The 21,269-nt window shown below is 72.4% G+C and carries 19 protein-coding genes; 13 read left to right on the top strand and 6 right to left on the bottom strand.

Features of this window, described 5'->3' with window-relative positions; translation table 11 throughout:
* The first annotated feature begins 41 nt into the window (after nucleotides 1-41).
* From J2S41_RS37750 to J2S41_RS37760, 3 genes are all read left to right on the top strand, one after another.
* Entirely contained in the window at nucleotides 42-2,714 is a 2,673-nt protein-coding gene (locus J2S41_RS37750; protein ID WP_310375515.1) for a hypothetical protein, read from the top strand.
* 57 nt (nucleotides 2,715-2,771) lie between these two features.
* On the top strand, nucleotides 2,772-3,650 hold the full coding sequence (locus tag J2S41_RS37755) for a biotin--[acetyl-CoA-carboxylase] ligase (RefSeq protein ID WP_310375517.1): 879 nt from the start codon (nucleotides 2,772-2,774) through the stop codon (nucleotides 3,648-3,650).
* 128 nt (nucleotides 3,651-3,778) lie between these two features.
* Entirely contained in the window at nucleotides 3,779-4,333 is a 555-nt protein-coding gene (locus tag J2S41_RS37760) for a PH domain-containing protein (protein WP_310375519.1), read from the top strand.
* Here the strand turns inward: J2S41_RS37760 and J2S41_RS37765 are convergent.
* The 4 genes from J2S41_RS37765 to J2S41_RS37780 all read right to left on the bottom strand — a co-directional run bounded on the left by J2S41_RS37765 (nucleotide 4,330) and on the right by J2S41_RS37780 (nucleotide 6,868).
* The gene (locus tag J2S41_RS37765; protein WP_310375521.1) at nucleotides 4,330-4,821 is read right to left on the bottom strand and encodes a MaoC/PaaZ C-terminal domain-containing protein; all 492 of its coding nucleotides are present in this window, start codon (nucleotides 4,819-4,821) and stop codon (nucleotides 4,330-4,332) included. The two genes, J2S41_RS37760 and J2S41_RS37765, sit on opposite strands and share 4 nt — an antisense overlap.
* 8 nt (nucleotides 4,822-4,829) lie before the next feature.
* A complete protein-coding gene (locus J2S41_RS37770; RefSeq protein WP_310375522.1) occupies nucleotides 4,830-5,477 on the bottom strand; it encodes a GtrA family protein in 648 nt (215 codons plus the stop codon).
* A gap of 70 nt (nucleotides 5,478-5,547) precedes the next feature.
* Nucleotides 5,548-6,027 carry a GtrA family protein gene (locus J2S41_RS37775; protein WP_310375523.1) on the bottom strand — a complete coding sequence of 160 codons (480 nt, stop codon included), beginning with the start codon at nucleotides 6,025-6,027 and terminating at the stop codon, nucleotides 5,548-5,550.
* 13 nt (nucleotides 6,028-6,040) lie between these two features.
* Nucleotides 6,041-6,868 carry a sigma-70 family RNA polymerase sigma factor gene (locus J2S41_RS37780; protein ID WP_310375524.1) on the bottom strand — a complete coding sequence of 276 codons (828 nt, stop codon included), beginning with the start codon at nucleotides 6,866-6,868 and terminating at the stop codon, nucleotides 6,041-6,043.
* 325 nt (nucleotides 6,869-7,193) lie between these two features.
* Between J2S41_RS37780 and J2S41_RS37785 the strand changes: the two genes are divergently transcribed.
* Both J2S41_RS37785 and J2S41_RS37790 read left to right on the top strand, forming a co-directional pair.
* On the top strand, nucleotides 7,194-8,981 hold the full coding sequence (locus tag J2S41_RS37785) for a phosphoenolpyruvate carboxykinase (GTP) (protein WP_310375526.1): 1,788 nt from the start codon (nucleotides 7,194-7,196) through the stop codon (nucleotides 8,979-8,981).
* A gap of 150 nt (nucleotides 8,982-9,131) precedes the next feature.
* Nucleotides 9,132-9,902 carry an isoprenyl transferase gene (locus J2S41_RS37790; protein WP_310375529.1) on the top strand — a complete coding sequence of 257 codons (771 nt, stop codon included), beginning with the start codon at nucleotides 9,132-9,134 and terminating at the stop codon, nucleotides 9,900-9,902.
* A gap of 209 nt (nucleotides 9,903-10,111) precedes the next feature.
* Here J2S41_RS37790 and otsB read toward each other — a convergent pair whose 3' ends face one another.
* Nucleotides 10,112-10,921 carry a trehalose-phosphatase gene (gene otsB / locus J2S41_RS37795; protein WP_310375530.1) on the bottom strand — a complete coding sequence of 270 codons (810 nt, stop codon included), beginning with the start codon at nucleotides 10,919-10,921 and terminating at the stop codon, nucleotides 10,112-10,114.
* Between the two features lie 416 nt (nucleotides 10,922-11,337).
* Here otsB and phoH2 point away from each other — a divergent pair, with 416 nt between their 5' ends.
* The 4 genes from phoH2 to J2S41_RS37815 all read left to right on the top strand — a co-directional run bounded on the left by phoH2 (nucleotide 11,338) and on the right by J2S41_RS37815 (nucleotide 15,335).
* Nucleotides 11,338-12,675 (top strand): RNA 5'-3' helicase PhoH2, encoded by a 1,338-nt coding sequence (phoH2, locus tag J2S41_RS37800; RefSeq protein WP_310376838.1) that lies wholly within the window; start codon nucleotides 11,338-11,340, stop codon nucleotides 12,673-12,675.
* 300 nt (nucleotides 12,676-12,975) lie between these two features.
* Entirely contained in the window at nucleotides 12,976-13,716 is a 741-nt protein-coding gene (locus tag J2S41_RS37805) for an aggregation-promoting factor C-terminal-like domain-containing protein (protein WP_310375532.1), read from the top strand.
* Between the two features lie 120 nt (nucleotides 13,717-13,836).
* Nucleotides 13,837-14,640: a S1 family peptidase gene (locus J2S41_RS37810; protein ID WP_310375534.1), complete on the top strand. Its 804-nt coding sequence runs from the start codon at nucleotides 13,837-13,839 to the stop codon at nucleotides 14,638-14,640.
* A gap of 65 nt (nucleotides 14,641-14,705) precedes the next feature.
* Nucleotides 14,706-15,335, top strand: coding sequence for a rhomboid family intramembrane serine protease (locus J2S41_RS37815; protein WP_310375536.1), 630 nt, complete (start codon nucleotides 14,706-14,708; stop codon nucleotides 15,333-15,335).
* A 93-nt stretch (nucleotides 15,336-15,428) separates the two neighbouring features.
* On the opposite strand, the gene J2S41_RS37820 is transcribed toward J2S41_RS37815, so the two are convergent.
* On the bottom strand, nucleotides 15,429-16,721 hold the full coding sequence (locus J2S41_RS37820; protein WP_310375537.1) for a CE1 family esterase: 1,293 nt from the start codon (nucleotides 16,719-16,721) through the stop codon (nucleotides 15,429-15,431).
* Between the two features lie 263 nt (nucleotides 16,722-16,984).
* Here J2S41_RS37820 and J2S41_RS37825 point away from each other — a divergent pair, with 263 nt between their 5' ends.
* From J2S41_RS37825 to J2S41_RS37840, 4 genes are all read left to right on the top strand, one after another.
* Nucleotides 16,985-17,932 carry a PaaX family transcriptional regulator gene (locus tag J2S41_RS37825; RefSeq protein ID WP_310375539.1) on the top strand — a complete coding sequence of 316 codons (948 nt, stop codon included), beginning with the start codon at nucleotides 16,985-16,987 and terminating at the stop codon, nucleotides 17,930-17,932.
* A gap of 240 nt (nucleotides 17,933-18,172) precedes the next feature.
* The gene (locus J2S41_RS37830) at nucleotides 18,173-19,456 is read left to right on the top strand and encodes an extracellular solute-binding protein (protein ID WP_310375541.1); all 1,284 of its coding nucleotides are present in this window, start codon (nucleotides 18,173-18,175) and stop codon (nucleotides 19,454-19,456) included.
* Between the two features lie 6 nt (nucleotides 19,457-19,462).
* Nucleotides 19,463-20,425 (top strand): carbohydrate ABC transporter permease, encoded by a 963-nt coding sequence (locus tag J2S41_RS37835; RefSeq protein WP_310375544.1) that lies wholly within the window; start codon nucleotides 19,463-19,465, stop codon nucleotides 20,423-20,425.
* Complete coding sequence (locus tag J2S41_RS37840; RefSeq protein ID WP_310375547.1) at nucleotides 20,422-21,261, top strand: carbohydrate ABC transporter permease; 840 nt, start codon at nucleotides 20,422-20,424, stop codon at nucleotides 21,259-21,261. Before J2S41_RS37835 ends, J2S41_RS37840 begins: the two co-directional genes overlap by 4 nt.
* Nucleotides 21,262-21,269 lie beyond the last annotated feature (8 nt).

Here is a 21,269-nt window from a genome sequence, read left to right on the forward strand (position 1 = left end):
GTGCGTTTCGTTACACGTGGCGTGACGACAGGGACCCCGCGGTGACGCACTACGGCGTCGCCCTCATCGCCGGCGGCCTCGCCGCTCTCATCGCGCTCAGCCTGGCCATCCGCGCGGCGTCCCGCGCCGCCGCCCGTCGCCGCGACCCGCTCGACGGCGACGACGACCGCATCGGGCAGGCCCGCCGCGCCGCGCACATCCCCGCCCGCGAGCTGCCGCACCTGGCCGCCGCCGAGGCCGCCCGCCGCGCGAACACCCCGGCCCGCCGGTCCCGCGGCCGCGTCGTCCACCCCCGCGCCGAACAGCGGCGCCGGATCACCGCACCGACCATCCTCATCCCGGTGGTCTCCGAACTCACCCAGCTCCTCCCGGCCATCGGCCGCCGTCCCCAGGGCCGGCACACGGCCTCCCGGCCGCGCACCACCAACCCCAGAAACCAGCAGCGGTACGACGAGAAGCCGCTGCCCGCGACCCCGGAGCCCGCGCTGACTCACTCGGACCTCGAGCCCTCGACCGGATCCGCCGACGGCCGCTGGGGCGCGCGCGAGGCACGCCCGTACCCGGACGCGGACACCTACGGCCCCGCGTCGTACGCGGCGGCCGGATACGGCACGGACGCCGCCGGGATGCCGGGGCTGCGGCCGGGTGCGCCCGGCCGGCCCGCGGCCTCCGGTCCGGTGGCCGAGGCACGGCCGGCGGAGGGCGCGGGTACGCGATCGCCGCGCCCCCGTCCGGCGCCGCGGCCCGCGCCGGACGCGGCCACGCTGTCGTACTGGCCGGACGCCGGCGGGACGGCCGAGGCCGAGCCGGAGGCGGCGGACGGGCCGGGACATCCCGGTGTCACGCGGCCGGGCTGGCCGGCCGGCACGCCGGCGCCCGCCTACGACTCCGACGGGTACTACGGCGACTCCGACCGGTACGGGCGGCCCTCCGGCGGCCATGGCGCCTACCGGGGCATGCCGGCCGTGGAGCGGCGTGGCGACGAGCCCGGCCCGGACGGTGAGCGCCGCCGGCCGGCGCCGAGCGGCTCGCCCGACGCGGGCGGGTGGCACGACGGTACGTACGGTGCCGGGTTCGCCGACGCCACGACGGCCCAGACGCCGGTGTTCACGCCGGACCGGGACGGGCGCCGCGGCGCTGGTCCCGCCGGCGACGCGGTCGCGGCGTGGGAGGCGAGCACCAGCCGTACGTCCCGGCGGTCCCGGTCCGCGGTGATGGATCCGCTGGCCGCCGACGGGAACCGGCACGGCGAGCAGACCGCCGCCGGCGACCCGGCGGGTGCCTGGGACGCCCCCACCGTGCGGCCGGTGCGGGACCCGGCGCCCCGCGACCTCACGCCGGGCCGGAGCCGCGCCGCCGGACGGGATCGCCTCCCGGCCGCCGAGCAGGCGGCAAGCCCGGTCTCCGGAACGGGATACGCGGGCGGGCAGGCCTACCACCGCGAGCCGTCCGGCCAGGCCGGCGGCTTCCTCCCGGCCGGCGGCACCGCACCGCACCGCGACCGCGCCCCGGGCGCGGCCGGCGGGGACGTCTCCACGAGTTGGGCCGGCACCGACGGCCGGGCCGAGTCGACCGGCTGGGCCGGGTCCTCCGGCTGGGCGGGTGCCGACGCGTCCGCGGGCTGGGCGGGCGCCGACGTGCGGGGCGGGTCCTCGGGCTGGGCCGGTGCCGACGTGCGGAACGGGTCCTCGGGCTGGGCCGGTACCGATGTGCGGACCGGGTCCACGGGCGCGCCGGGTACCGAGGGCCGGAACGGGTCCCGGGGCTGGGCCGTCACCGACGGGCGCAACGGGTCCGCCGGCTGGACCGGGGCCGAGGACCGGAACGGGTCTTCCGGCTGGACGGAGACCGCTGCCTGGAACGCGCCGGACGGCGGCCGGTCGGCGGCCCGCACCGAGCGGGACGGCTGGAACGACGCGCCGGCCCGCGCCGGCGCCGCGGGCCGGAACCTCAACGGCCGCGGTCAGGTCCCCGGTCAGGCCGGCTCTCCGGACGGCGAGGGGTACGGCGGCCGCGAATCAGACGCGCACCGCAACGGCGGCACGGACGCGCGGTCGCTCACCGGCCGCTCGGCGCGGCGTGGCTTCCCCGCGTCGCATGGCACCGGCCCCACGCGCTCTCCCGGCATCGATCCCGCCGGGTCGCCCGGTTACGGCCCGGCGGCGTCGCCCGGCGCCGGTCCGGCGCCGTCGTCCGGTACAGGCCCGACGCGGTCTCCCTGCATCGATCCCGCCGGGTCGCCCGGCTTCGGCCCGGCGGCGTCGCCCGGCTTCGGCCCGGCGGCGTCGCCCGGCGCCGGTCCCGCGCGGTCGCCCGGCATCCGCCCCGCGGCATCGCGTGACGCCGGTCCCGCGCCGGCGCCGGGCGCCGGTGATGCGCGGCCGGCCGGCACCTCCGGGCCGCGCCCCGCGGCCCGCCGTGCCGCGGCGTCCGGGCCGCAGGCCGGGGACGCCGTCGCCAGCACGCCCAGCCGGGCCGGGCGGAAGGGCTTCGCCAACCTCGGCGACCTCGCCGAGCTCGCGAGGATCGCCGCGAACGCGGAGCGCTCCGGGGCCCGTGACGGTCGCCCGCTCGACGTGCACACGCGGCAGACGGTCTCGCTGAGCCTGCCGCGCCCGGCCGCGGCCGCCGTGGCCGCGCACCTGGCGGATCCGGCGCCGAGCGCACCGACGCCCCGGTCGACCATCTACTCCAGCCGCCACGCGGCCGGCTGACGCCGACTCACCGTTGAGCCCGGTAAGCAGTGCAAAGGCGGCGCGTAGGCTGGGCGGATGTCGTTCGCTGGGGGCGGGAGCCCGTACTCGGACCTTGGCCGCCCGCCGCTGAACGAGCGGGCCCTGCGCCGCGCGCTGCTGACCCCCGGCGCGCTGTGGCAGCGCCTGGAGGTGCGCGCCGAGACCGGCTCGACGAACGCGGACGTGGCCGACGCGGCCCGGGACGGCGCGCCGGAGGGCGTGATCATCGTGGCCGAGCGGCAGGTCGCCGGGCGCGGGCGGCTCGGCCGTAGCTGGGAGTCGCCGGCCCGGGCCGGGCTGTCGCTGAGCGTGCTGCTGCGCCCCGGTACGCCGGACGCCGCGCGCGGCTGGGCCGCGGTGCCCACGGCCGCGTACGGCTGGCTGCCGCTGCTGACCGGGGTGGCGCTGTGCGAGAGCGTGCGCCGGCTGACGGAGCTGGACGCCACGCTGAAGTGGCCGAACGACCTGCTCGTCCCGGTCGGTGACGGCGAGGGCAAGACCGCCGGCATCCTGGCCGAGGGCGTGTCCGGCGCGGTCGTGATGGGCATCGGGCTGAACGTGAGCCTGCGCGAGCACGAACTGCCCGACCGCCCGACCGGGCCGCCGGCCACGTCGCTGGTGCTGGCCGGTGCGCCGGACGCGGACCGGGAGCCGCTGCTCAAGGCGTTCCTGCGGAGCTTCGCGGACTGGTACGCGCGGTGGCGTGCGGCCGGCGGCGACCCGGAGGCGAGCGGGCTGCGCGCGGCGTACCGGGAGCACTGCGGCACGATCGGGCGCCGGGTGCGCGTGCTGCTGCCGGACGGCGCGGACGTGTCCGGCTACGTGACCGGCGTGGACGACGACGCGCGGCTGCTGCTGCGCACGCCCGAGGGCGACCGTCCGCTCGCCGCCGGCGACGTCGTGCACCTGCGCTGACCGCGCGCTCCCCGTCGTACCCGCGAAGCGGTTTTGCGCTGTTCTTCGGATGATCGTGACCCTGCGTCGGAGGTCTGGCACGGACCCGCTAGCGTGCGACCGACATCAGGTGTGCGAGGAGGATCACCGTGGCGTTTCCGGAGGACGTGCTCACCAGCGACGAGCACGTCGTGTTGCACCTTCACCCGCACTGGAAGGCGCTGATCGGACCGGTGACGGTCACCGTGCTCGCGGTCGCGGCCGCCGGTGCGAGCTTCCTGCTGCCCGAGGGCTGGATGGTGGCGCAGCTGGCGATCGCCGTGGTGGCGGTCGTGCTGCTCGGGTGGCTGGCGCTGTGGCCGTTCCTGGTCTGGCGCACCACGCACTACGTGTTCACGAACGAGCGGGTGCTGCTGCAGAAGGGCGTGCTCAACCGGGACCGCCGGGACATCCCGCTCTCCCGGGTGAACGACCACTCGATGACGCAGCGCCTCACCGAGCGGATGCTCGGCTGCGGCACGCTCACCATCGAGTCGGCCGGTGAGCGCGGCCAGTCGGTGCTGACCGACATCCCGCGCATCGAGCAGGTGCAGACCACGCTGTACGAACTGGTCGAGGCGGACCGGGACAAGCACACGCTCGGCGACGACGAACTGCGGGAGGCGCTGAAGGGCGGCGGCCTCACCCAGGAGAAGCCGGCTTAGGCGGCCGACCGCTTCAGGAACCAGCCACGGAACCGGAGGCGGAGCACATCCTCCTCCGGGTATCCGGCCGGGTCGAGGCGGCTCATCGTCCCCTCGAGCGTGACCGTGCCGAGCCCGGGCCGGGCGCTGGACGGCCGGCGGCCGAGCACCTCCAGCCGCGTGCCGAGCTGGTCGCCGCCGCGGACCGGTGCCAGCCAGCGCAGCTCCTCGATGCCGGGCGAGGCGTCGGCGGCGGCGCGCTGGAGCACGTGCTCCACGTACGCGCGCATGAACAGCGCGGCCGTGAACCAGCCGCTCGCGATGAGCCCACGGTACGGGCTGCGCGCGGCCAGGTCGCCGTCCACGTGGTACCACTGCGGGTCGAACCGCTCCGCGAACGTGATCATCTCGACCTCGTCGACGGCCGTCACCCCGAGGTCGAACACGAGCCCCGGGGTGAGGTCCTCGAAGAACACGTCCGCCGGCTCACCCGTGCCGGACAGGATCACCGTGCCGGTCAGGACGTCGGGTTCGGGATGACGGCGTTGCTATCCGCGGTCCGCTGCTGAGGGGCGACCGCGGTCACGCCATTTGGGCGTGGCTCGGCGTCCTTGCCCGTACCGTCCCGGTCGTGGTGGGTCGAGTGCTCGGCCAGCTCCGCGGTGAGGTCCAGGTCGGCCATCGCGTGCGGGTCGATGTGGTCGATGTGCAGGTGGTCGACCTGGCCGGCCGGCACCTTGCGGAACACGAACGTCCGGTACGACCAGAAGCGGAACAGCGTGCCCAGCACCTGACCGCCGAACTTGGCGATGTTCAGCGCGACCAGGGTCTCGACGCCGAGCCCGTACTTGAACGCGGCCAGCACGCCGGACTCGATGCCGAGCGCGACGGCGTTGAAGAAGAAGAAGAGCAGGTACTCGCGGTGCAAGCCCTCCTTCGGCCGGTCCCGGTAGGTCCAGTGCCTGTTCATCAGGTACGACGTCAGGGTCGCGATGCCGGTCGCGATGACGTTCGCCTTCAACTGCCCGCCCTGCATCACGGTCAGGATCAGGATGTTGAAGATGGCGAAGTTGATTCCGAAGTTGACCCCACCGACGATGCCGAACTTGGCCGCCTCGCGGATCAGCTTCTGCCACCGTTCCGGCAGCAGACGGAGAAGACGCATTCGGCCACCTTACGACAGGTTGTCGGTAGTGAGCGGGGGACGGGGCGGTAGCAAATCGATTGCGGTGTTCTTAGTCACGTTCCGTACTTTCCGCAGGTACAGGCGGTGGCGCGCTGGCTACGAAAACGAACGTCCGGTACGACCAGAACCGGACGAGCGTGCCGAGCGCGGTGCCCAGGAACTGGGCGGAGAGGTAGTCCGCGACCTCCGTCCGGAAAACCGGCCAGACGGACCCGAGCCCGTAGTGGGTGAACGCCAGTGTGCCGAGCGCCACACCAATTCCGACCAGGTTGAAGAAGAAGTAGAGACCGTACTCGCGGGCGAGACCGGACCGCTCCCGGTGCCGCCAGGTCCAGAACCGGTTGCCGAAGAACGCCAGCGTGGCGGCGATCGACGCGGCGATCGCCTTCGACGTGAGCGTCTCGATGCCGAGCCCCTGCAGGCACAGCGCGTAGATCGCGAAGTCGACCACGAACGCGATGCCGCCCACCACGCCGAACTTGCCGATCTCCTGGACGAGGTGGCCGAACCGGGCCCAGAGCGTACGCATCCGGCCAGCGTACTCAGGTGCGCGCGTGTCTCATCCGCACGCGGCACCGGCCGCCGTTGACCTCGCTCAGCTCGCCCACCCGCAGCGCGCACTGGCGGCAGCGGGCCAGGTGGTGGCCCACCTTGGTGCGCTCCCGCGCGGAGAGCCGCGCCCGCAGGTAGCCGCCGAGCCGGTCGCTGGTCCACCGGCAGTCCGCGGACGCCACGCCGGCCAGGTGCTCGCGCAGGTAGCCCTGGCGCAGCCCCTCCCGCGCGCGGTGCGCCAGGACCGCGGCCGCGTTCGGCGTGAGCCCGAGCAGCGGTGCGACCTGGCTCGGCGTGGCGCCCTCCACCTCGGTCCGCCACAGCACCTCCCGCCAGCGGGCCGGCAGCTTGCGGAACGCGCGCGCCGCGTAGGCCTGCTCCAGCGCGGCGAGCGTGGGATCGGGGAAGGGCTCGCTCACGTCGTACCGCGTCAGGTCGTCGGTGAACTGGAGCCGCCGGTCCCGGCGTGCCCGGTGGTAGCAGACGTGTCGCAGCGTGGTGCTCAGGTAGGCGCGGAAGGCCAGCTGCGGGCCCTGGCCCGCGCGCAGCTTCGCCAGCACCTTGGCGAACGTCTCCGCGACCAGGTCCTCGACGTCGGCCGGGTCGCGGACCAGGGTGCGGGCCAGCGCGCGGGCCGCGTCCGAGTGACGCTCCCAGAGCGTGCCGTAGGCGGAGCGGTCGCCGGCGCGGACCGCGTCGAGGAGCGCCGCGTCCTCGACCGCGGAGTCCAGCGACTCCAGCCCCAGCGAAGGGTCCGCGGGGACGCCCGCGGGCTTCGCGGGTTTCCCGGATGAGACGGAAGAGTGATCAGTGCCCATTGCTTGCCTCCTGAAGACGGGGTTGGGGAGGTACGCCTGGGATGTCGGATGACTCCGAGCTTATGGCAAAAAGTCCGGATTGTGCAGACCCGGTCCCTCCCCGGAAGTTCTTGCGCAGACCTGCGTGCCCGGCCGTGAAAAACACCGCGAAAGTGCAGCAGGACCGCAATCTGTGCACTTGTTCACCGAACGGCCACGCTGACCTGAAACGTCATTCGCCTTACGCTGTGGAGAACTCCCGTGACGGCCCCAGGCGTGAGCGTGTCGTGCTTACGCCCGGTCTCCGTACACGCGAACGGTCAGCGTCGACCTAAGGAGATCCGCCATGTCAGCCCCCGCCACAGGCCACCGAGATCTGCTCACCTGGGTCCAGCAGGTCGCCGACCTGACGATGCCGGACCGCATCGTCTGGTGCGACGGATCCGACGACGAGTACCGCCGGCTCACCGACGAGCTGGTCGAGACCGGCACGCTGGTCCGGCTCGATCCCGGGCGCCGGCCCGCGTCCTTCTGGGCGCGCACCGACCCGTCGGACGTCGCCCGGGTCGAGGAGCGCACGTTCATCTGCTCGCCCGACGAGGCCGACGCCGGCCCCACCAACAACTGGGTGGCGCCGGACGAGATGAAACGGACGATGACCGCGCTGTACCGCGGCGCCATGCGTGGTCGTGCCATGTACGTGATTCCTTTTTGTATGGGTCCCTTGGACGCCGAGGATCCCAAATTCGGAGTCGAAATCACGGACAGCGCGTACGTCGTGGCCTCCATGCGCATCATGACGCGCATGGGCACGGCGGTGCTGGAGGCGATGGGGACGGACGCGGAGTACGTCCGGGCGCTGCACTCGGTGGGCGCGCCGATCGAGCCCGGCGACGCGGACGTGCCGTGGCCGTGCAGCCGGACCAAGTACATCTCGCACTTCCCCCAGACGCGGGAGATCTGGTCGTACGGCTCCGGCTACGGCGGCAACTCGCTGCTCGGCAAGAAATGCTACGCGCTGCGGATCGCCAGCGTGCTGGCCCGCGACGAGGGCTGGCTGGCCGAGCACATGCTGATCATCAAGGTGACCTCGCCGGACGGTCGGGTGCGTCACATCGCGGGCGCGTTCCCGTCCGCCTGCGGCAAGACCAACCTGGCCATGCTCGACCCCGCGCTGCCCGGCTGGAAGGTCGAGACGATCGGCGACGACATCGCCTGGATGCGATTCGGGCCCGACGGCCGCCTGTACGCGGTCAACCCGGAGTCCGGGCTGTTCGGCGTCGCGCCCGGCACCGGCTGGACCACGAACGCGAACGCCATGCGCACGCTCGCCCGCGGCAACGCGATCTTCACGAACGTGGCGCGCACGGACGACGGCGACGTCTGGTGGGAGGGGATGGGCGACCCGCCCGCGCACCTCACCTCGTGGACGGGCGCCTCCTGGACGCCCGGCTCGGACGAGCCGTCGTCGCACCCGAACAGCCGGTTCTGCGTACCGATCGGGCAGTGCCCCACGCTGGCGCCGGAGTACCACGACCCGCGCGGCGTGCCGATCGACGCGATCCTGTTCGGCGGCCGGCGCAAGACCACGGTGCCGCTGGTCGCGGAGGCGCGGGACTGGAACCACGGCGTCTACCTCGGCGCCACGCTCTCCTCGGAGACCACCGCGGCCGCGGCCGGCGAGGTCGGCGTGGTGCGCCGCGACCCGATGGCGATGCTGCCGTTCATCGGCTACCACGCCGGTGACTACGTCAGCCACTGGATCTCGCTGGGCAAGTCGGCCCCGGCCGCGGCACTGCCGAAGATCTTCTACGTCAACTGGTTCCGGCGGGACGAGGACGGCGGCTTCCTCTGGCCCGGGTTCGGCGAGAACATCCGCGTGCTCAAGTGGATCACCGAGCGGCTGGACGGCCGTGGCGCCGCCGTCGACACCCCGATCGGCCTGGTCCCGCCGCCGTCCGCGATCGACGTCTCCGGCCTGCCGGCCACGGACCTGGAGGCGGCGCTGCGCGTCGATCCCGAGGAGTGGCGCGCGGAGCTTCCGCTGATCACGGAGTGGTTCGAGCGGTTCGGCACCAAGCTGCCGGCCGTGCTGTGGGCCGAACTGGACGCGCTCAAGGCCCGTCTCGGCTGATCCGCCGCCCGCGGCGGACGGCCGGGTGGCCGGCCGTCCCCCGCGTGGCCGGATTGTGACGTTTTCCTGAGCGCCCAGATCCGGATGAAGGGCGCTTTTGCGGTGTAATCGCCCTGGCGTGTCTTGCCACGATGGCTAGGCTGCGTGGTGATGAATCTGCGGAACCTCGCCTACGGCCTCTACGAACGGCGCCTGACCAGGAAACTGGTCGGCAAGCCGGTGCCCCGGCACGTGGGCGTCATGTGCGACGGCAACCGCCGGTGGGCCAAGGAAATGGGCTTCATCGACCCCAACGACGGCCACCGCGTCGGTGCCGAGCGGATCAAGCATCTGCTCGACTGGTGCGACCAGGCCGGCATCGAGCACGTCACGCTCTACCTGCTGGCCACGGACAACCTGCGGCGGCCCGCCAAGGAGCTGGACCCGCTGCTCAAAATCATCGAGGTTCTCGGCACCGAGCTGGCCGAGGAGGGCAACCCGTGGCGCCTGCGCATGGTCGGCGCCATGGACGTGTTGCCGGTGGAGACCGCCACCGCGCTCAAGGCCGCCGAGGAGAAGACGCGCACCCGCTCCGGCGGCGTCGAGGTCAACTTCGCGGTCGGTTACGGTGGCCGCCGTGAGATCGCCGACGCGGTCCGCTCCCTGCTCTCCGAGCACGCCCGCGCCGGCGGCACGATCGAGGAACTGGTCGAGGTCCTCGACGTCGACCACATCGCCGAACACCTCTACACCCGAGGCCAGCCCGACCCCGACCTGATCATCCGGACCAGCGGCGAGCAGCGCCTCTCCGGCTTCCTTCTCTGGCAGTCCGCCCAGTCCGAGTTCTACTTCTGCGACGCCAACTGGCCCGACTTCCGCCGCACCGACTTCCTCCGCGCCCTCCGCGCCTACGGCGACCGCCAGCGCCGCTTCGGCGCGTAGCCCCGACGCGGCACCGGGGCCGCCGGCCGCTCCTGTGCGAGACCGCCGCCGTCCGGCGGGCGGCTTCCGCACAGGCGGGACCGCGGCTTCCGGCAGGCAGCGACCTTCTGGCGGCGGCACTGAGTGCCTGATCAATCGCTATTGAGCGCCCGATCAATCGCTATTGAGCGCCCGATCAGGCACTCCTGAGCGCCCACTCATCCGCACGGTCAGGCGTTGGCCTTGAGGATGCGGACGGCGTCGGCGAGGAAGGCGCCCACCGCGACCGGCGACTCGATCGTGAAGTCGGCCGCGTCGGAGACCTCCTGGCCGGTCTCGTCCGAGCTGGCCACCGCCACGCAGACCCCCAGGAAACCGGGCTCCACGGCGGTGCGGGCGCGGAGCGCGTCGAAGGCCTTGATGTCCGACACGTCGTCCCCGAAGTACCACGCGCAGCCGACGGACAGCACCGCCTCGCTGATCACGAAGCCCTTGTCCCGGTCGACCGGCGGCTTCAGCTCGATGACCTTGCGGCCGAGCTGCACCTTGAGGCCGCGCCGCTCCGCCTCGGCGTGCGCCCACGCCTCGATCTCGGCGGCGTGTTCCGGGGTCTTGCGCCAGTGCAGCGCCACGGACAGGCGCTTGAACTCCACATATGCCTTCTCGCCGAGGGCGGACGACGCGGCGGCGGCGACCTCCTCGACGACCGGCACCCAGGGGAGCGCGGCCGGCTCGGTGACGGTCTCGCCCTTGCCGTGGCTGCGCTCCAGGCCGTACAGCCCGAAGAGGTCGACCTCGGAGAGGGTGCCGAACCGGTCGCGCAGGAAGTCGACCGGGCGGGCGGAGACGATGGCGACGCGGCGGACGAGGCGGGAGAGTGCGTCGAGCGCCTCGAGCACCTCGGGCACCGGCTGGGACGCGCCGGGGTCGTCGGTGATCGGCGACAGGACGCCGTCGAAGTCGAAGAAGAGGGCGCAGTCAGCCGCACGGTTCGCGGTGGCCTGCCACGCCTCGGTGGGGGTTATCCGGTTCGACGACACGCCGGTCAGCGTACCCGCATGCGAGCACCCCGACCGAGTGAACGGCCGCTCATTCACTGCGTCGAAAATCAGTCTTGACAGTACGTGAATGCCTTCACTCATCGCTGGCCAGCACCTACGGGGCGGCAAAACGTAACCTTGCGCATCTGGTCGTAGTCGCAATGTGCAGTTAGCGTCTTACTCACGGCACGGGGTTTTCCCGAGCCGTCCGGCCGGCCCGGACCTGCGACGGAGTGCGCCACGGGGCCCGCATCCGACCCCGTGACGAAAGGGCCACCGGAGGAGGCGGATTGCGGGCGGGGTTCGGGTGCACGCCCGTTCGGAGCAGGCCTGTGACGATCCGTCCAACCACTTCTCGGGCCGACCACGACCCGACCGCCCTCCCAGTGTCCGAGTCCGCGACCGACGCCCACGAGATGGACGAGGCGGCGGGGACCACGGACGGGGAGCCTCCTCAAGCGCCGCTCTCCCAGGTCTTCGTCCTGGACACGTCGGTGCTGCTGTCCGATCCCGCGGCGTTCCACCGCTTCGCCGAGCACGAGGTGGTCCTGCCCCTCGTGGTCATCACGGAGCTGGAGGGCAAGCGCAGCCACCCCGAACTGGGCTGGTTCGCGCGGCAGTCCCTGCGACTCCTCGACGACCTGCGGATCAAGCACGGCCGGCTGGACCAGCCCGTGCCCGCGAACGACGTCGGGGGCACGCTGCGCGTCGAGCTCAACCACTCGGACGACACGATCCTGCCGCACGGGTTCAGGAACGAGTCGAACGATGCCCGCATCCTCTCCGTGGCGCTCAACTTCGCGGCCGAGGGCCGCGACGTGACGCTGGTCTCCAAGGACATGCCGCTGCGGGTCAAGGCGGCGTCCGTCGGTCTGGTGGCGGACGAGTACCGCCACGGTCAGGCGATGGACGCGACCTGGACGGGCATGGCCGATCTGGAGCTGTCCGAGGAGGAGGTGCAGCGGCTCTACTCCGGGGAGGCGCTCGACCTGGACGAGGCGGCGGGGAAGCCGGTGCACACTGGTCTCGTCGTGCATTCGCCGCGCGGTTCCGCGCTGGCGCGCGTCATGCACGACAAGACCGTCCGGCTGGTACGTGGTGACCGCGAGGCGTTCGGCCTGCGTGGCCGGTCCGCCGAGCAGCGGATCGCGCTGGACCTGCTGCTGGACGAGTCGATCGGGATCGTGTCGCTGGGCGGCCGGGCCGGCACCGGCAAGTCGGCGCTGGCGCTCTGCGCGGGCCTGGAGGCCACGATGGAGCGGAACCGGCACAAGAAGGTGGTGGTCTTCCGCCCGCTGTACGCGGTGGGCGGTCAGGAACTGGGCTACCTGCCCGGCTCCGAGGCGGAGAAGATGTCGCCCTGGGCGCAGGCCGTCTTCGACACGCTGGGCGCGGTGGTGCACGAGAACGTGATGGAGGAGGTCATGGCGCGCGGCATGCTCGAGGTGCTGCCGCTGACCCACATCCGCGGCCGGAGCCTGCACGACGCGTTCGTGATCGTGGACGAGGCGCAGTCGCTGGAGCGGAACGTGCTGCTGACCGTGCTGTCCCGGATCGGTCAGGGCTCGCGCGTGGTGCTCACCCACGACGTCGCGCAGCGTGACAATCTGCGAGTGGGTCGTCACGATGGGGTCACGGCGGTGATCGAGGCGCTGAAGGGGCATCCGATCTTCGCGCACGTGACGCTGACCCGATCCGAGCGGTCACCGATTGCTGAGGTGGTCACGGACCTGCTGGAGGACATCCCACGATAGTTGACCTCGATCAACTGTGATATGTCCTAGTCTGAGGGCATTTTGGTGTGCTACATGTCACAAAAGTGCCTGAGGATTTCGTTTACGCCTTGCGCTGGGTGAGGGTGGTCGGCGAGCGCTCGTCGCGACCCTTGCCGCCGGAGATCATCCTTCGGCCCACCCGGACCACACCGATCCGGGTGGCAGCGAGGCCGATTCCACCGAGTCGGGGGCGCTCGCGGCGTGGATTCGTCACGCTCCGTGGTTGGTCGATGAGGGCCGTCCGCGCCGCGTCCTTGCCCCCGACGAAGGGACCCCTTCGTGAGTCCGCTGTGGAGCCGTTACGGTGTCCGCTCGGCGTCCGTCGCCCTCCTCCTCTCCGGAGTCGCCGGCGGCGTGTACCTGAGCCAGGACCGTGAGATTCAACAGCAGAGCGTCTCCGCGCAGGCCGAGTTCGATGCCACGCTCGCCGAGGAGCGGTACATCAAGGATCGGCACGCCGAGTACACCAAGGTGCACGCCCAGGAGGCCGAGTCCGAGCGGCTCGCCGCCGAGAAGGCGGCCGAGGCCGCCCAGGCCGCCGCCAAGCGCGCCGCCGCCGCCGAGGAGTCCGCCAGCCGCAAGGCCGAGCGGGAGAAGGCGGAGAAGGAGGCCGCGGAGCGGGCGAAGGCCGAGGAGGAGGCCGCCGCGAACGAGGACGACGGCGGTTCCTCGGAGCCGGTGCCGTTCAGCGGCCCGATCCCCGAGTCGTGCGCCGAGTTCAGCGGCAACCGCGCCACCGGCTGCGCGATCATGCTGGACCAGGGCTTCGGCATCGACCAGTTCCCGTGCCTGGACAAGCTGTGGACCAGGGAGTCCGGCTGGAACCACACGGCGACCAACCCGAGTTCCGGCGCCTACGGCATCCCGCAGGCGCTGCCGGGCCCCAAGATGGCGTCCGCGGGCGGCGACTGGGAGTCCAACCCGGCGACGCAGATCAGCTGGGGCCTCGGCTACATCAAGGGCCGCTACGGCACCCCGTGTGAGGCCTGGGCGCACTCGGAGAGCGTCGGCTGGTACTAGCCCGCAGCGGGCATGAGCTGCCGGAAGGGCGCGTGAGCGGTTCGCTCGCGCGCCCTTCGCGTTCCCGAAGATCGCCTGAAAAGCGCCATCCGTCGTATACGCCCACTTATGCTGCCAGGGATGTCACGATACGTCCCGAAGCGCGCGCTCGCCGTACCGCTGCTGCTGCTCCTCGCCCTGGTCCTTCCGGTGTCCGCCGGGGCGCCGCCGGCCGCGGCCGCGCGCCACGAGCCGGAGGTGGTCGGCGGTGACCTGGCCCGGGCCGGCCAGTTCCCATGGGTCGTGCGGCTCTCCGCGGCCTGCGCCGGCACGCTGGTCGCGGCGCGGGTGGTGCTGACCGCCGCGCACTGCGTCGCCGGCATGCCGATCGAAGGACTCTCGGTCACGGCCGGCACCGTGGACCTGGACGACGCGCGGGCCCACCGGGTGCGGGTCACGCGCGCGATCGTGGCCCCGGGGTTCACGCAGGTCACCGACGGGGACGACTGGGCGCTGCTACGACTGGACCGTGAGCTGCGCCTTCCGACGATCCCGGTCAACGACGCACCGGGGTACGACACCGGCCGGTTCACCGTGATCGGCTGGGGCGCCACCGCCGAGGACCAGGCACAACAGCGCAGGCTGCGGTACGTCGAGGTGCCGCTGGTCGCGGACCGCCGGTGCGTCGCCGCGTATCGCGAGGCCGGATACACGTACCGGCCGGACGAGATGCTCTGCGCCGGATATCCCGAGGGTCCGCGGCGCGACGCCTGCTACGGCGACTCCGGCGGCCCGCTGGTGCGGCGCGACCCGTACGGCGGATGGCGGCAGGTCGGCGTGGTGAGCTGGGGCATCGGCTGCGCGCGCCCCGGCCTGGCCGGCGTCTACACCCAGCTCTCCACGCACGCGCCCGACCTGAGGGCGGCGCTGTCCGCGCTGCGCTGAGCGTCGCCTGTGACCTCAGCCGCCCGGGTGGCGCGAAGCGCAACCGCCTGGTAGCTCTTTGAGTTGTGAGCTACTACGCGGACCAGGATGCCGCCGGTCGGTTCGGCACCGACGCGTTCTACGCCGCGATCGGCCGGGCGTTCGTGGCGATGTGCGCGGTGGTCCCGCTGCTGTTCGTCATCGAGGCGCTCGACGTCTTTCTCCGGCTCGGCCTGGACTACTCGCTGGGCATCCTGCCCTACCACGTGGAGGGCCTGGACGGCATCGTCTTCGCCCACTTCCTGCACGCGGACTGGGATCACCTCTACGGCAACAGCATCCCGCTGATTCTGCTCGGCACGTTCGTGCTGGCCGCGGGCGGCAAGCGGTTCATCTGGTCGACCGCACTGATCATGGCGGTCTCCGGCGTCGGCGTCTGGTTCACCGGCAGCCCGGACACGGTGGTGGTCGGCGCCAGCGGCGTCATCTTCGGCTACCTGGGCCTGCTGTTCACCCGCGGCATCGTGGAGCGCAGCTGGTGGAACCTGGGCGTGGTGCTGCTGATCGGCCTGCTCTACGGCTGGTCACTGCTCGGCATCCTGCCCACGAACAGCTCGATCTCCTGGCAGGGGCACCTGTTCGGCCTGATCGGCGGCGCGGTGGCGGCGATCCTCTTCCGCCGCCGCTCGCCCGCCGTGGGCCACGTCGCCGACTAGGGCGCGCCCGGTGGACCTCGCCGCAGGCCGGCGACGATCCGCCGGGCACGCCCTGAGGGGACACCCCGGCCGCCCGGGATGTCCCCTCGCGGGTCAGCCGGTGACGCAGGTGGAGCCGTTGAGCGCGTACGCGGTCGGGGCCGCGCTGTCGCCGGTGTGCGTGGCCTGGAAACCGATGGTGACCGAGCCGCCCGGCGGCAGTTGGGCGTTGTGTCCCACGTTCGTCGCGGTGACCCGCCCGGTCGTGGGCGCGTAGCCGGCGTTCCACCCGTTGGTGATGGTCTGGCCCGCCGGGAGGGTGAACGCGAGGCTCCAGCCGTTCATCGCCGAGCCGCCGGTGTTCGTGACCGTGAGATTCGTGGTCAGGCCGGTGTTCCACGCGGTGACGGTGCCGGCCACCCGGCAGGCCGTGCCGGCCGGCGGGGTCGAGGTCGGCGGCGTGACCGGCGGCGTGACCGGGGGAGTGACCGGCGGCGTGGTCGGGGTGGTGACGCTGCCGAACTGGCTGAAGAACCGCCACACCTCGGGGCCCACCCAGGACGTCGAGGCGTTGCGGTCGGTCGGCAGCGGCACGTGGTCGCCGTCGAACGCCGCCCACTGCACCGGGTACCCGGCCCGGCAGCCCGCGTACGCCGTGGTGATGTGGGTGCCGCTGCCCGAGGCCGGCTCCGGCGGGTTCTGCGCCGCACAGCCGTTGGCCCGGACGAACGTGTCCCGCAGCGAGCGCCCCATCGAGATGTTCAGCACGCTGTCGCGGATGCCGTGGATGCCGAAGTAGGCGACCGGCTGCGAGGCGGTGGAGCAGCCGCCGCTGAGGTTGGCACCGGCGATCGGCGCCACCGCCCGGAACACGTTCGGCCGGGCGCAGGCGAGCGCGAAGCTCATCGCGCCGCCGTAGCTGAAGCCCAGCGCGAACCGCTGCGACGTCTCGACGCACAGGTCGTTCTCGACCACCCGGAGGATGTCGTCGACCAGCGTGACGTCCCGGCCGCCGGTGTTCGCCCAGCCCGCGTCCAGGCCCTGCGGCGCCACGAAGATCGCCGTGTTGTTCGCCTGCTGCTGGAGCCCGTAGAAGCCGTTGCCGACCACGTCGTTCGCGCTGCCGTTCAGCCAGTGCAGGCCGACGACCAGCCGATAGGCCCGGCTGCTGGTGTAGCCGGCCGGCAGCCGCAGGATGTACGTGCGGGACTGCCCGCTGCTGGAGATCGTGTACGTCCCGTCGCGCAGCGTCGGGTTCTTGCCGCAGCCGGCCGAGCCGGCCAGGACGTCCGCCTGCCCGGCCGACGCCGTGCCGCCGGCGAGCACCGTCGCGCCGGCGCCGATCAGCATCGCGGCGGCGACGGCCGTGCCGAGAAGGTGGCGTGTGAATGCGCCTCGCCGTGTCATCGAGGTCTCCTCCCCCTATCGGGAATGCGTGGTGCGGATGTGCGCCGTTTCCGTGGAGTGGCGCATTCTCGTCGGCCATGACGCGCTTTTGTGAAAATGGCGCCCGGCTCACGTGGGACCGGATGGGCCGATCGGACGCGTGGCACTTAGCGTGCTCCACGGGCGGCGAACTGTCAATCGAAGGATGTCGATCGGGTCGAGGCCTCGCGGGAGGCGGTCTACAGTCGTGATCGACCGTCGTCAGGACCCCGCCGGAGCCGCGTGTGACCAGCCCGTACGACATCGACGAGATCTTTCCGGAGGACGCGGCCGGCGCGGTGCGGCTGCCCCGCCGCCAGACCGGGAACTCGCCCCAGGATCTCGCCGTGACCCTGTTGGCCGACTACACGCTGCGTACCCGCGCCTGGCTGCCGTCCGCGGCGATCGTCACGCTGCTGGGCGAGGCCGGGGTGAGCCCGGCCGGCGCGCGGACCGCGATCAGCCGGCTCGCCCGCCGCGGCGTGCTGGAGGGGCGCCGGCACGGGCGGCAGAGCTCGTACCGGCTGACCGCGGCGGCGGCCGGGTTCCTGATCGCCGGGGGCGGCGCGATCGTCTCGCCGGTCGACGGCGGCGCGCCGTGGGACGAGCACTGGACACTGGTCGCGTTCTCGCTGCCGCAGGCGGAGACCGCCCGGCGCCGCGGGCTGCGCGCCCAGCTGCGCTGGATGGGGTACGCGCCGCTGTACGACGGGCTGTGGGTGTCGCCGCGCGCGCTCACCGCGGAGGCCCGGGCGCACCTGGAGCGGCTGGCGCACGGCGCGCTGACCGTGTTCCGCGCCCGGCACGTCGACGTCGGCGCGGCGGGCGGGCGCGCGCCGATCGACGCCTGGGACACCGCGGCCGTCGCCGCCGAGTACGACGCGTTCATCCGGCGCTGGCGCGCGACGCGGCCCCGGGTGGACGCCGGGCACATCGCGGGCGCGGAGGCGGTGCGGGTGCGTACCGAGGTGATGGACGACTACCGGCGGCTGCCGATCCTGGACCCGGGCCTGCCCGCGCCGCTGCTGCCGGCCGGCTGGCTCCGCGAGCCGGCCCGGGACCTGTTCGCCGCGGTCTACGACGGGCTGGCCCACGCGGCGGAGCGGCACGTGCGCGCGGTCGCCGCCGGCGGGCCGGCCCGGGACGTCCGCGCGCACACCGTGGCCGAGCTGGCCGCCGGGCTGGCGGACTGAGTGCCGGAAAATACCGATTGGCGATTGATGAAAAGCGCGCCGGAAATGTATTTCGAAGAAGTGTTATAAGCGGCGTGATCGATAGGTCGCGTTCCCATCGCCGTTCGGCCGGAAAGGCGATTCCTCCCCTTGACCCTTCGATCATCGGGTCGTAGCGTGCGCATACACCGCCGTAAATTTCCGGTCGAGAATCGATAGTTTCGGTCCGATATCCGGCGATGTTCTCGGGAGGGGGATCTGGTGAGGCGATGGAGTCGTAGGTCGGTGCTGGGCCTGGCCGGTGCCGGGACCGCCGGTCTGGTGCTGGGCGGGTGCGGGGGCGGCAGCGGATCCGGCACGGGCACGACGATCCGGTGGTGGCACATCGCCAACACCGATCCGATGCTCTCCGAGTGGGCGAAGATGGCCCGCCGGTTCGAGGCGGACCACCCCGGCGTGACGATCGAGATCACGGCGCTGGAGAACGAGGCGTTCAAGACCAAGCTGACCACCAACATCCAGGCCGGCGACCCGCCGGACATCTTCCACACCTGGGGCGGCGGCGTCCTCGCCCAGCAGGCCGAGGCCGGGCTGATCAAGGACCTCACGGCCGACGTCGGCGGGTGGCGGGACACGCTGATCCCGGCCGCGCTGGACGCCTACACCATCGACGGCAAGGTCTACGGCTCCGCGGTGGACACCGGCATGGTCGGCTTCTGGTACAACAAGGAACTGTTCGCGCGGGCCGGGGTGACCGCGCCGCCGGACACCTGGGCCGGTCTGCTCGACGTGGTGCGCCGGCTCAAGGCCGCGAACGTCACGCCGATCGCGCTGGCCGGCAAGGAGAAGTGGCCGGGGCACTACTACTGGTCCTACCTGGCACTGCGCATCGGCGGGCTGGACCTGATGCGGCAGGCCGGGGACGACAAGGACTTCAGCCGGCCCGACTTCGTGGCCGCGGGCGCGCGCCTGTCCGAGCTGGTCGCGCTCCAGCCGTTCCAGACCGGCTTCCTCGCCGCGGGTTACTCCACCGCGGACGGCCAGGCCGCCACCATGGGCAACGGCAAGGCCGCCATGGAGCTGATGGGCCAGTGGGCGCCGACCGTGCAGAACGACAACTCGGTCGGCCGGAAGGGGCTCGGCGACCGGCTGGGCTTCTTCCCGTTCCCCGCCGTCGAGGGCGGCAAGGGCCGGATCACCGACGCGTTCGGCGGCGGTGGCGGATTCGCGGTCGGCATGAACGCGCCGGCCGAGGCGATCGAGTTCCTCCGGTTCATCGCCCAGCCGGACAACGCCCGCATCGAGGCGCGGACCGCGGGCGTGCTGCCCGTGGTGGCCGCCGCGCAGGACGCCGTCACCGACCCGAACCTCAAGCTGGTGGCGCGGACGCTGGCCACCTCGACCGGCTTCCAGCTCTACCTCGACCAGACGTTCGCGCCCGCGGTGGGCCAGCAGGTCAACGACAGCGTGGCCGAGCTGCTGGCCGGCCAGGCGACGCCCGAGGAGGTGGCCGCGGCCATCACCACCGCGGCGAAGCAGGGCTGACGCGCGGTGGTCACCATCGAGCGGCCGGTCACCGCGACGCGCGCGCCGGCCGGACCCCGGCCGCGCCGCCGGCGCCCCTGGCCGACGATCGCGGTGTTCCTGGCCCCGGCGCTGCTGCTGTTCGGCCTGCTGGTGCTGGCGCCGATCGCGGTCGCCGGGTACGCCAGCTTCTTCACCTGGAACGGCTTCGGCGTACCCACGGAGTTCGTCGGCGCCGAGAACTTCCGGCGGCTGCTGGCGGACGAGGTCTTCGCCGGCGACCTGCGGCGCACCCTGCTGCTGGTCGGCCTCTCCATCGGCGTGCAACTGCCGTTCTCGCTGGCCCTGGCGATGCTGCTGCACCAGCCGCTGCGCGGGCGGCGGGCGTACCGCCTGGTGTTCTTCGCGCCGTACGTGCTGTCCGAGGTGGTCACCGCGGTGCTGTTCACCATGATCTTCTCGCCGAATCAGGGCCTGGCCAACCACGTCACCCGGCTGATCGGCCTCGGCGATCTGGGAGCGACCTGGCTCGCCGACACCCGTACCGTGATGTTCTCGCTGTTCCTGGTCATCTCCTGGAAGTACTTCGGGTTCCACACGCTGCTCTACCTGGCCGCGCGGCAGGGCATCCCGCAGGAACTGCACGACGCGGCCGCCACCGACGGCGCCGGCCCGTGGCGGGCGTTCCGGCACATCACCCTGCCGCTGCTCGGCCCGACCATCCGGATCAGCGTGTTCCTGTCGGTGCTCGGCACCATCCAGCTGTTCGACATGGTCTGGGTGCTCACCGGCGGCGGCCCGATCCGCTCCTCCGAGACGCTCGCTGTCACCATGTTCCAGGAGGGCTTCAAGCGCTTCCAGGTCGGCTACGCCAGCGCGATCAGCATGGCGATCTTCCTGATCAGCCTGGTCTTCGGCCTGCTGTACCAGCGGTTCGTCCTCCGCCGCGACCTGGAGGGCGCGATCACCACGATGGGAGACCGGCGATGAGCCACGCGGACGGCGCCCGGGCGGCCCGGCACGGCGCGCTGCACCTGGTCGCCGTGCTGGTCGGCGCCACCGTGCTGGTGCCGATCGTGTTCGGCGTGCTGGGCGGTTTCAAGGACAACGGCCAGCTGTTCACCAACCCGTTCGGGCTGCCCGATCCCTGGGTGCCCGGCAACTACACCGACATCCTCGGCTCCGGGGAGTTCTGGCGGCAGACCGGCAACAGCCTCGGCATCGCGCTCGCCACCACCGTGCTCGTGGTCGGGATCGGCGCGATGGCCTCCTACATCTTCGCCCGGTACGCGTTCCCCGGCCGCGAGCTGCTGTTCACCGTCTTCGCGATCGGCCTGATGTTCCCGTTCGCGGTCGCGATCCTGCCGCTGTTCGTGCTGCTGCGCGAGCTGGGCCTGCTCGGCAACCCGTTGGGAGTCATCCTCCCGCAGGTCGCGTTCGGGCTGCCGGTCACCATCGTCATCCTGCGCGGCTTCTTCCGCGGCATCCCGGGCGAGGTGGAGGAGTCGGCGGTGCTCGACGGCTGCGGCCCGGTCCGGTTCTTCTGGCGCATCCTGCTGCCCATGTCGCGGCCCGCGCTCGGCACGGTGTCGGTGCTCGCGGTCGTCGGCAGCTGGAACAACTACCTGCTGCCGCTGATCGTCTTCAACGACTCCCGCTGGTGGACGCTCCCGCTCGGCGTGCAGCAGTTCCAGTCGCAGTACTCGGCCGACACCGCGCGGATCCTCGCCTACGTCACGCTGGCGATCCTGCCGGCGCTGCTCTGCTACGCGCTGGCCGAGCGCCAGCTCGTGGCCGGGCTGACCAGCGGCATCGGCAAGGGCTGAGGGTCCGG

This window comes from Catenuloplanes atrovinosus (assembly GCF_031458235.1).
In the GTDB taxonomy this organism is placed as follows: Bacteria; Actinomycetota; Actinomycetes; order Mycobacteriales; family Micromonosporaceae; genus Catenuloplanes; species Catenuloplanes atrovinosus.

Bases quoted from the DNA above. Each gene is read 5' to 3' on its own strand.
- J2S41_RS37775 (WP_310375523.1), bottom strand. From the start codon at position 6,027: ATGCGTACGCTCTGGGCCCGGTTCGGCCACCTCGTCCAGGAGATCGGC.
- J2S41_RS37755 (WP_310375517.1), top strand. From the start codon at position 2,772: ATGTCGTTCGCTGGGGGCGGGAGCCCGTACTCGGACCTTGGCCGCCCG.
- phoH2 (WP_310376838.1), top strand. From the start codon at position 11,338: ATGGACGAGGCGGCGGGGACCACGGACGGGGAGCCTCCTCAAGCGCCG.
- J2S41_RS37810 (WP_310375534.1), top strand. From the start codon at position 13,837: ATGTCACGATACGTCCCGAAGCGCGCGCTCGCCGTACCGCTGCTGCTG.
- J2S41_RS37785 (WP_310375526.1), top strand. From the start codon at position 7,194: ATGTCAGCCCCCGCCACAGGCCACCGAGATCTGCTCACCTGGGTCCAG.
- J2S41_RS37840 (WP_310375547.1), top strand. From the start codon at position 20,422: ATGAGCCACGCGGACGGCGCCCGGGCGGCCCGGCACGGCGCGCTGCAC.
- J2S41_RS37780 (WP_310375524.1), bottom strand. From the start codon at position 6,868: ATGGGCACTGATCACTCTTCCGTCTCATCCGGGAAACCCGCGAAGCCC.
- J2S41_RS37820 (WP_310375537.1), bottom strand. From the start codon at position 16,721: ATGACACGGCGAGGCGCATTCACACGCCACCTTCTCGGCACGGCCGTC.
- J2S41_RS37790 (WP_310375529.1), top strand. From the start codon at position 9,132: ATGAATCTGCGGAACCTCGCCTACGGCCTCTACGAACGGCGCCTGACC.
- J2S41_RS37770 (WP_310375522.1), bottom strand. From the start codon at position 5,477: ATGCGTCTTCTCCGTCTGCTGCCGGAACGGTGGCAGAAGCTGATCCGC.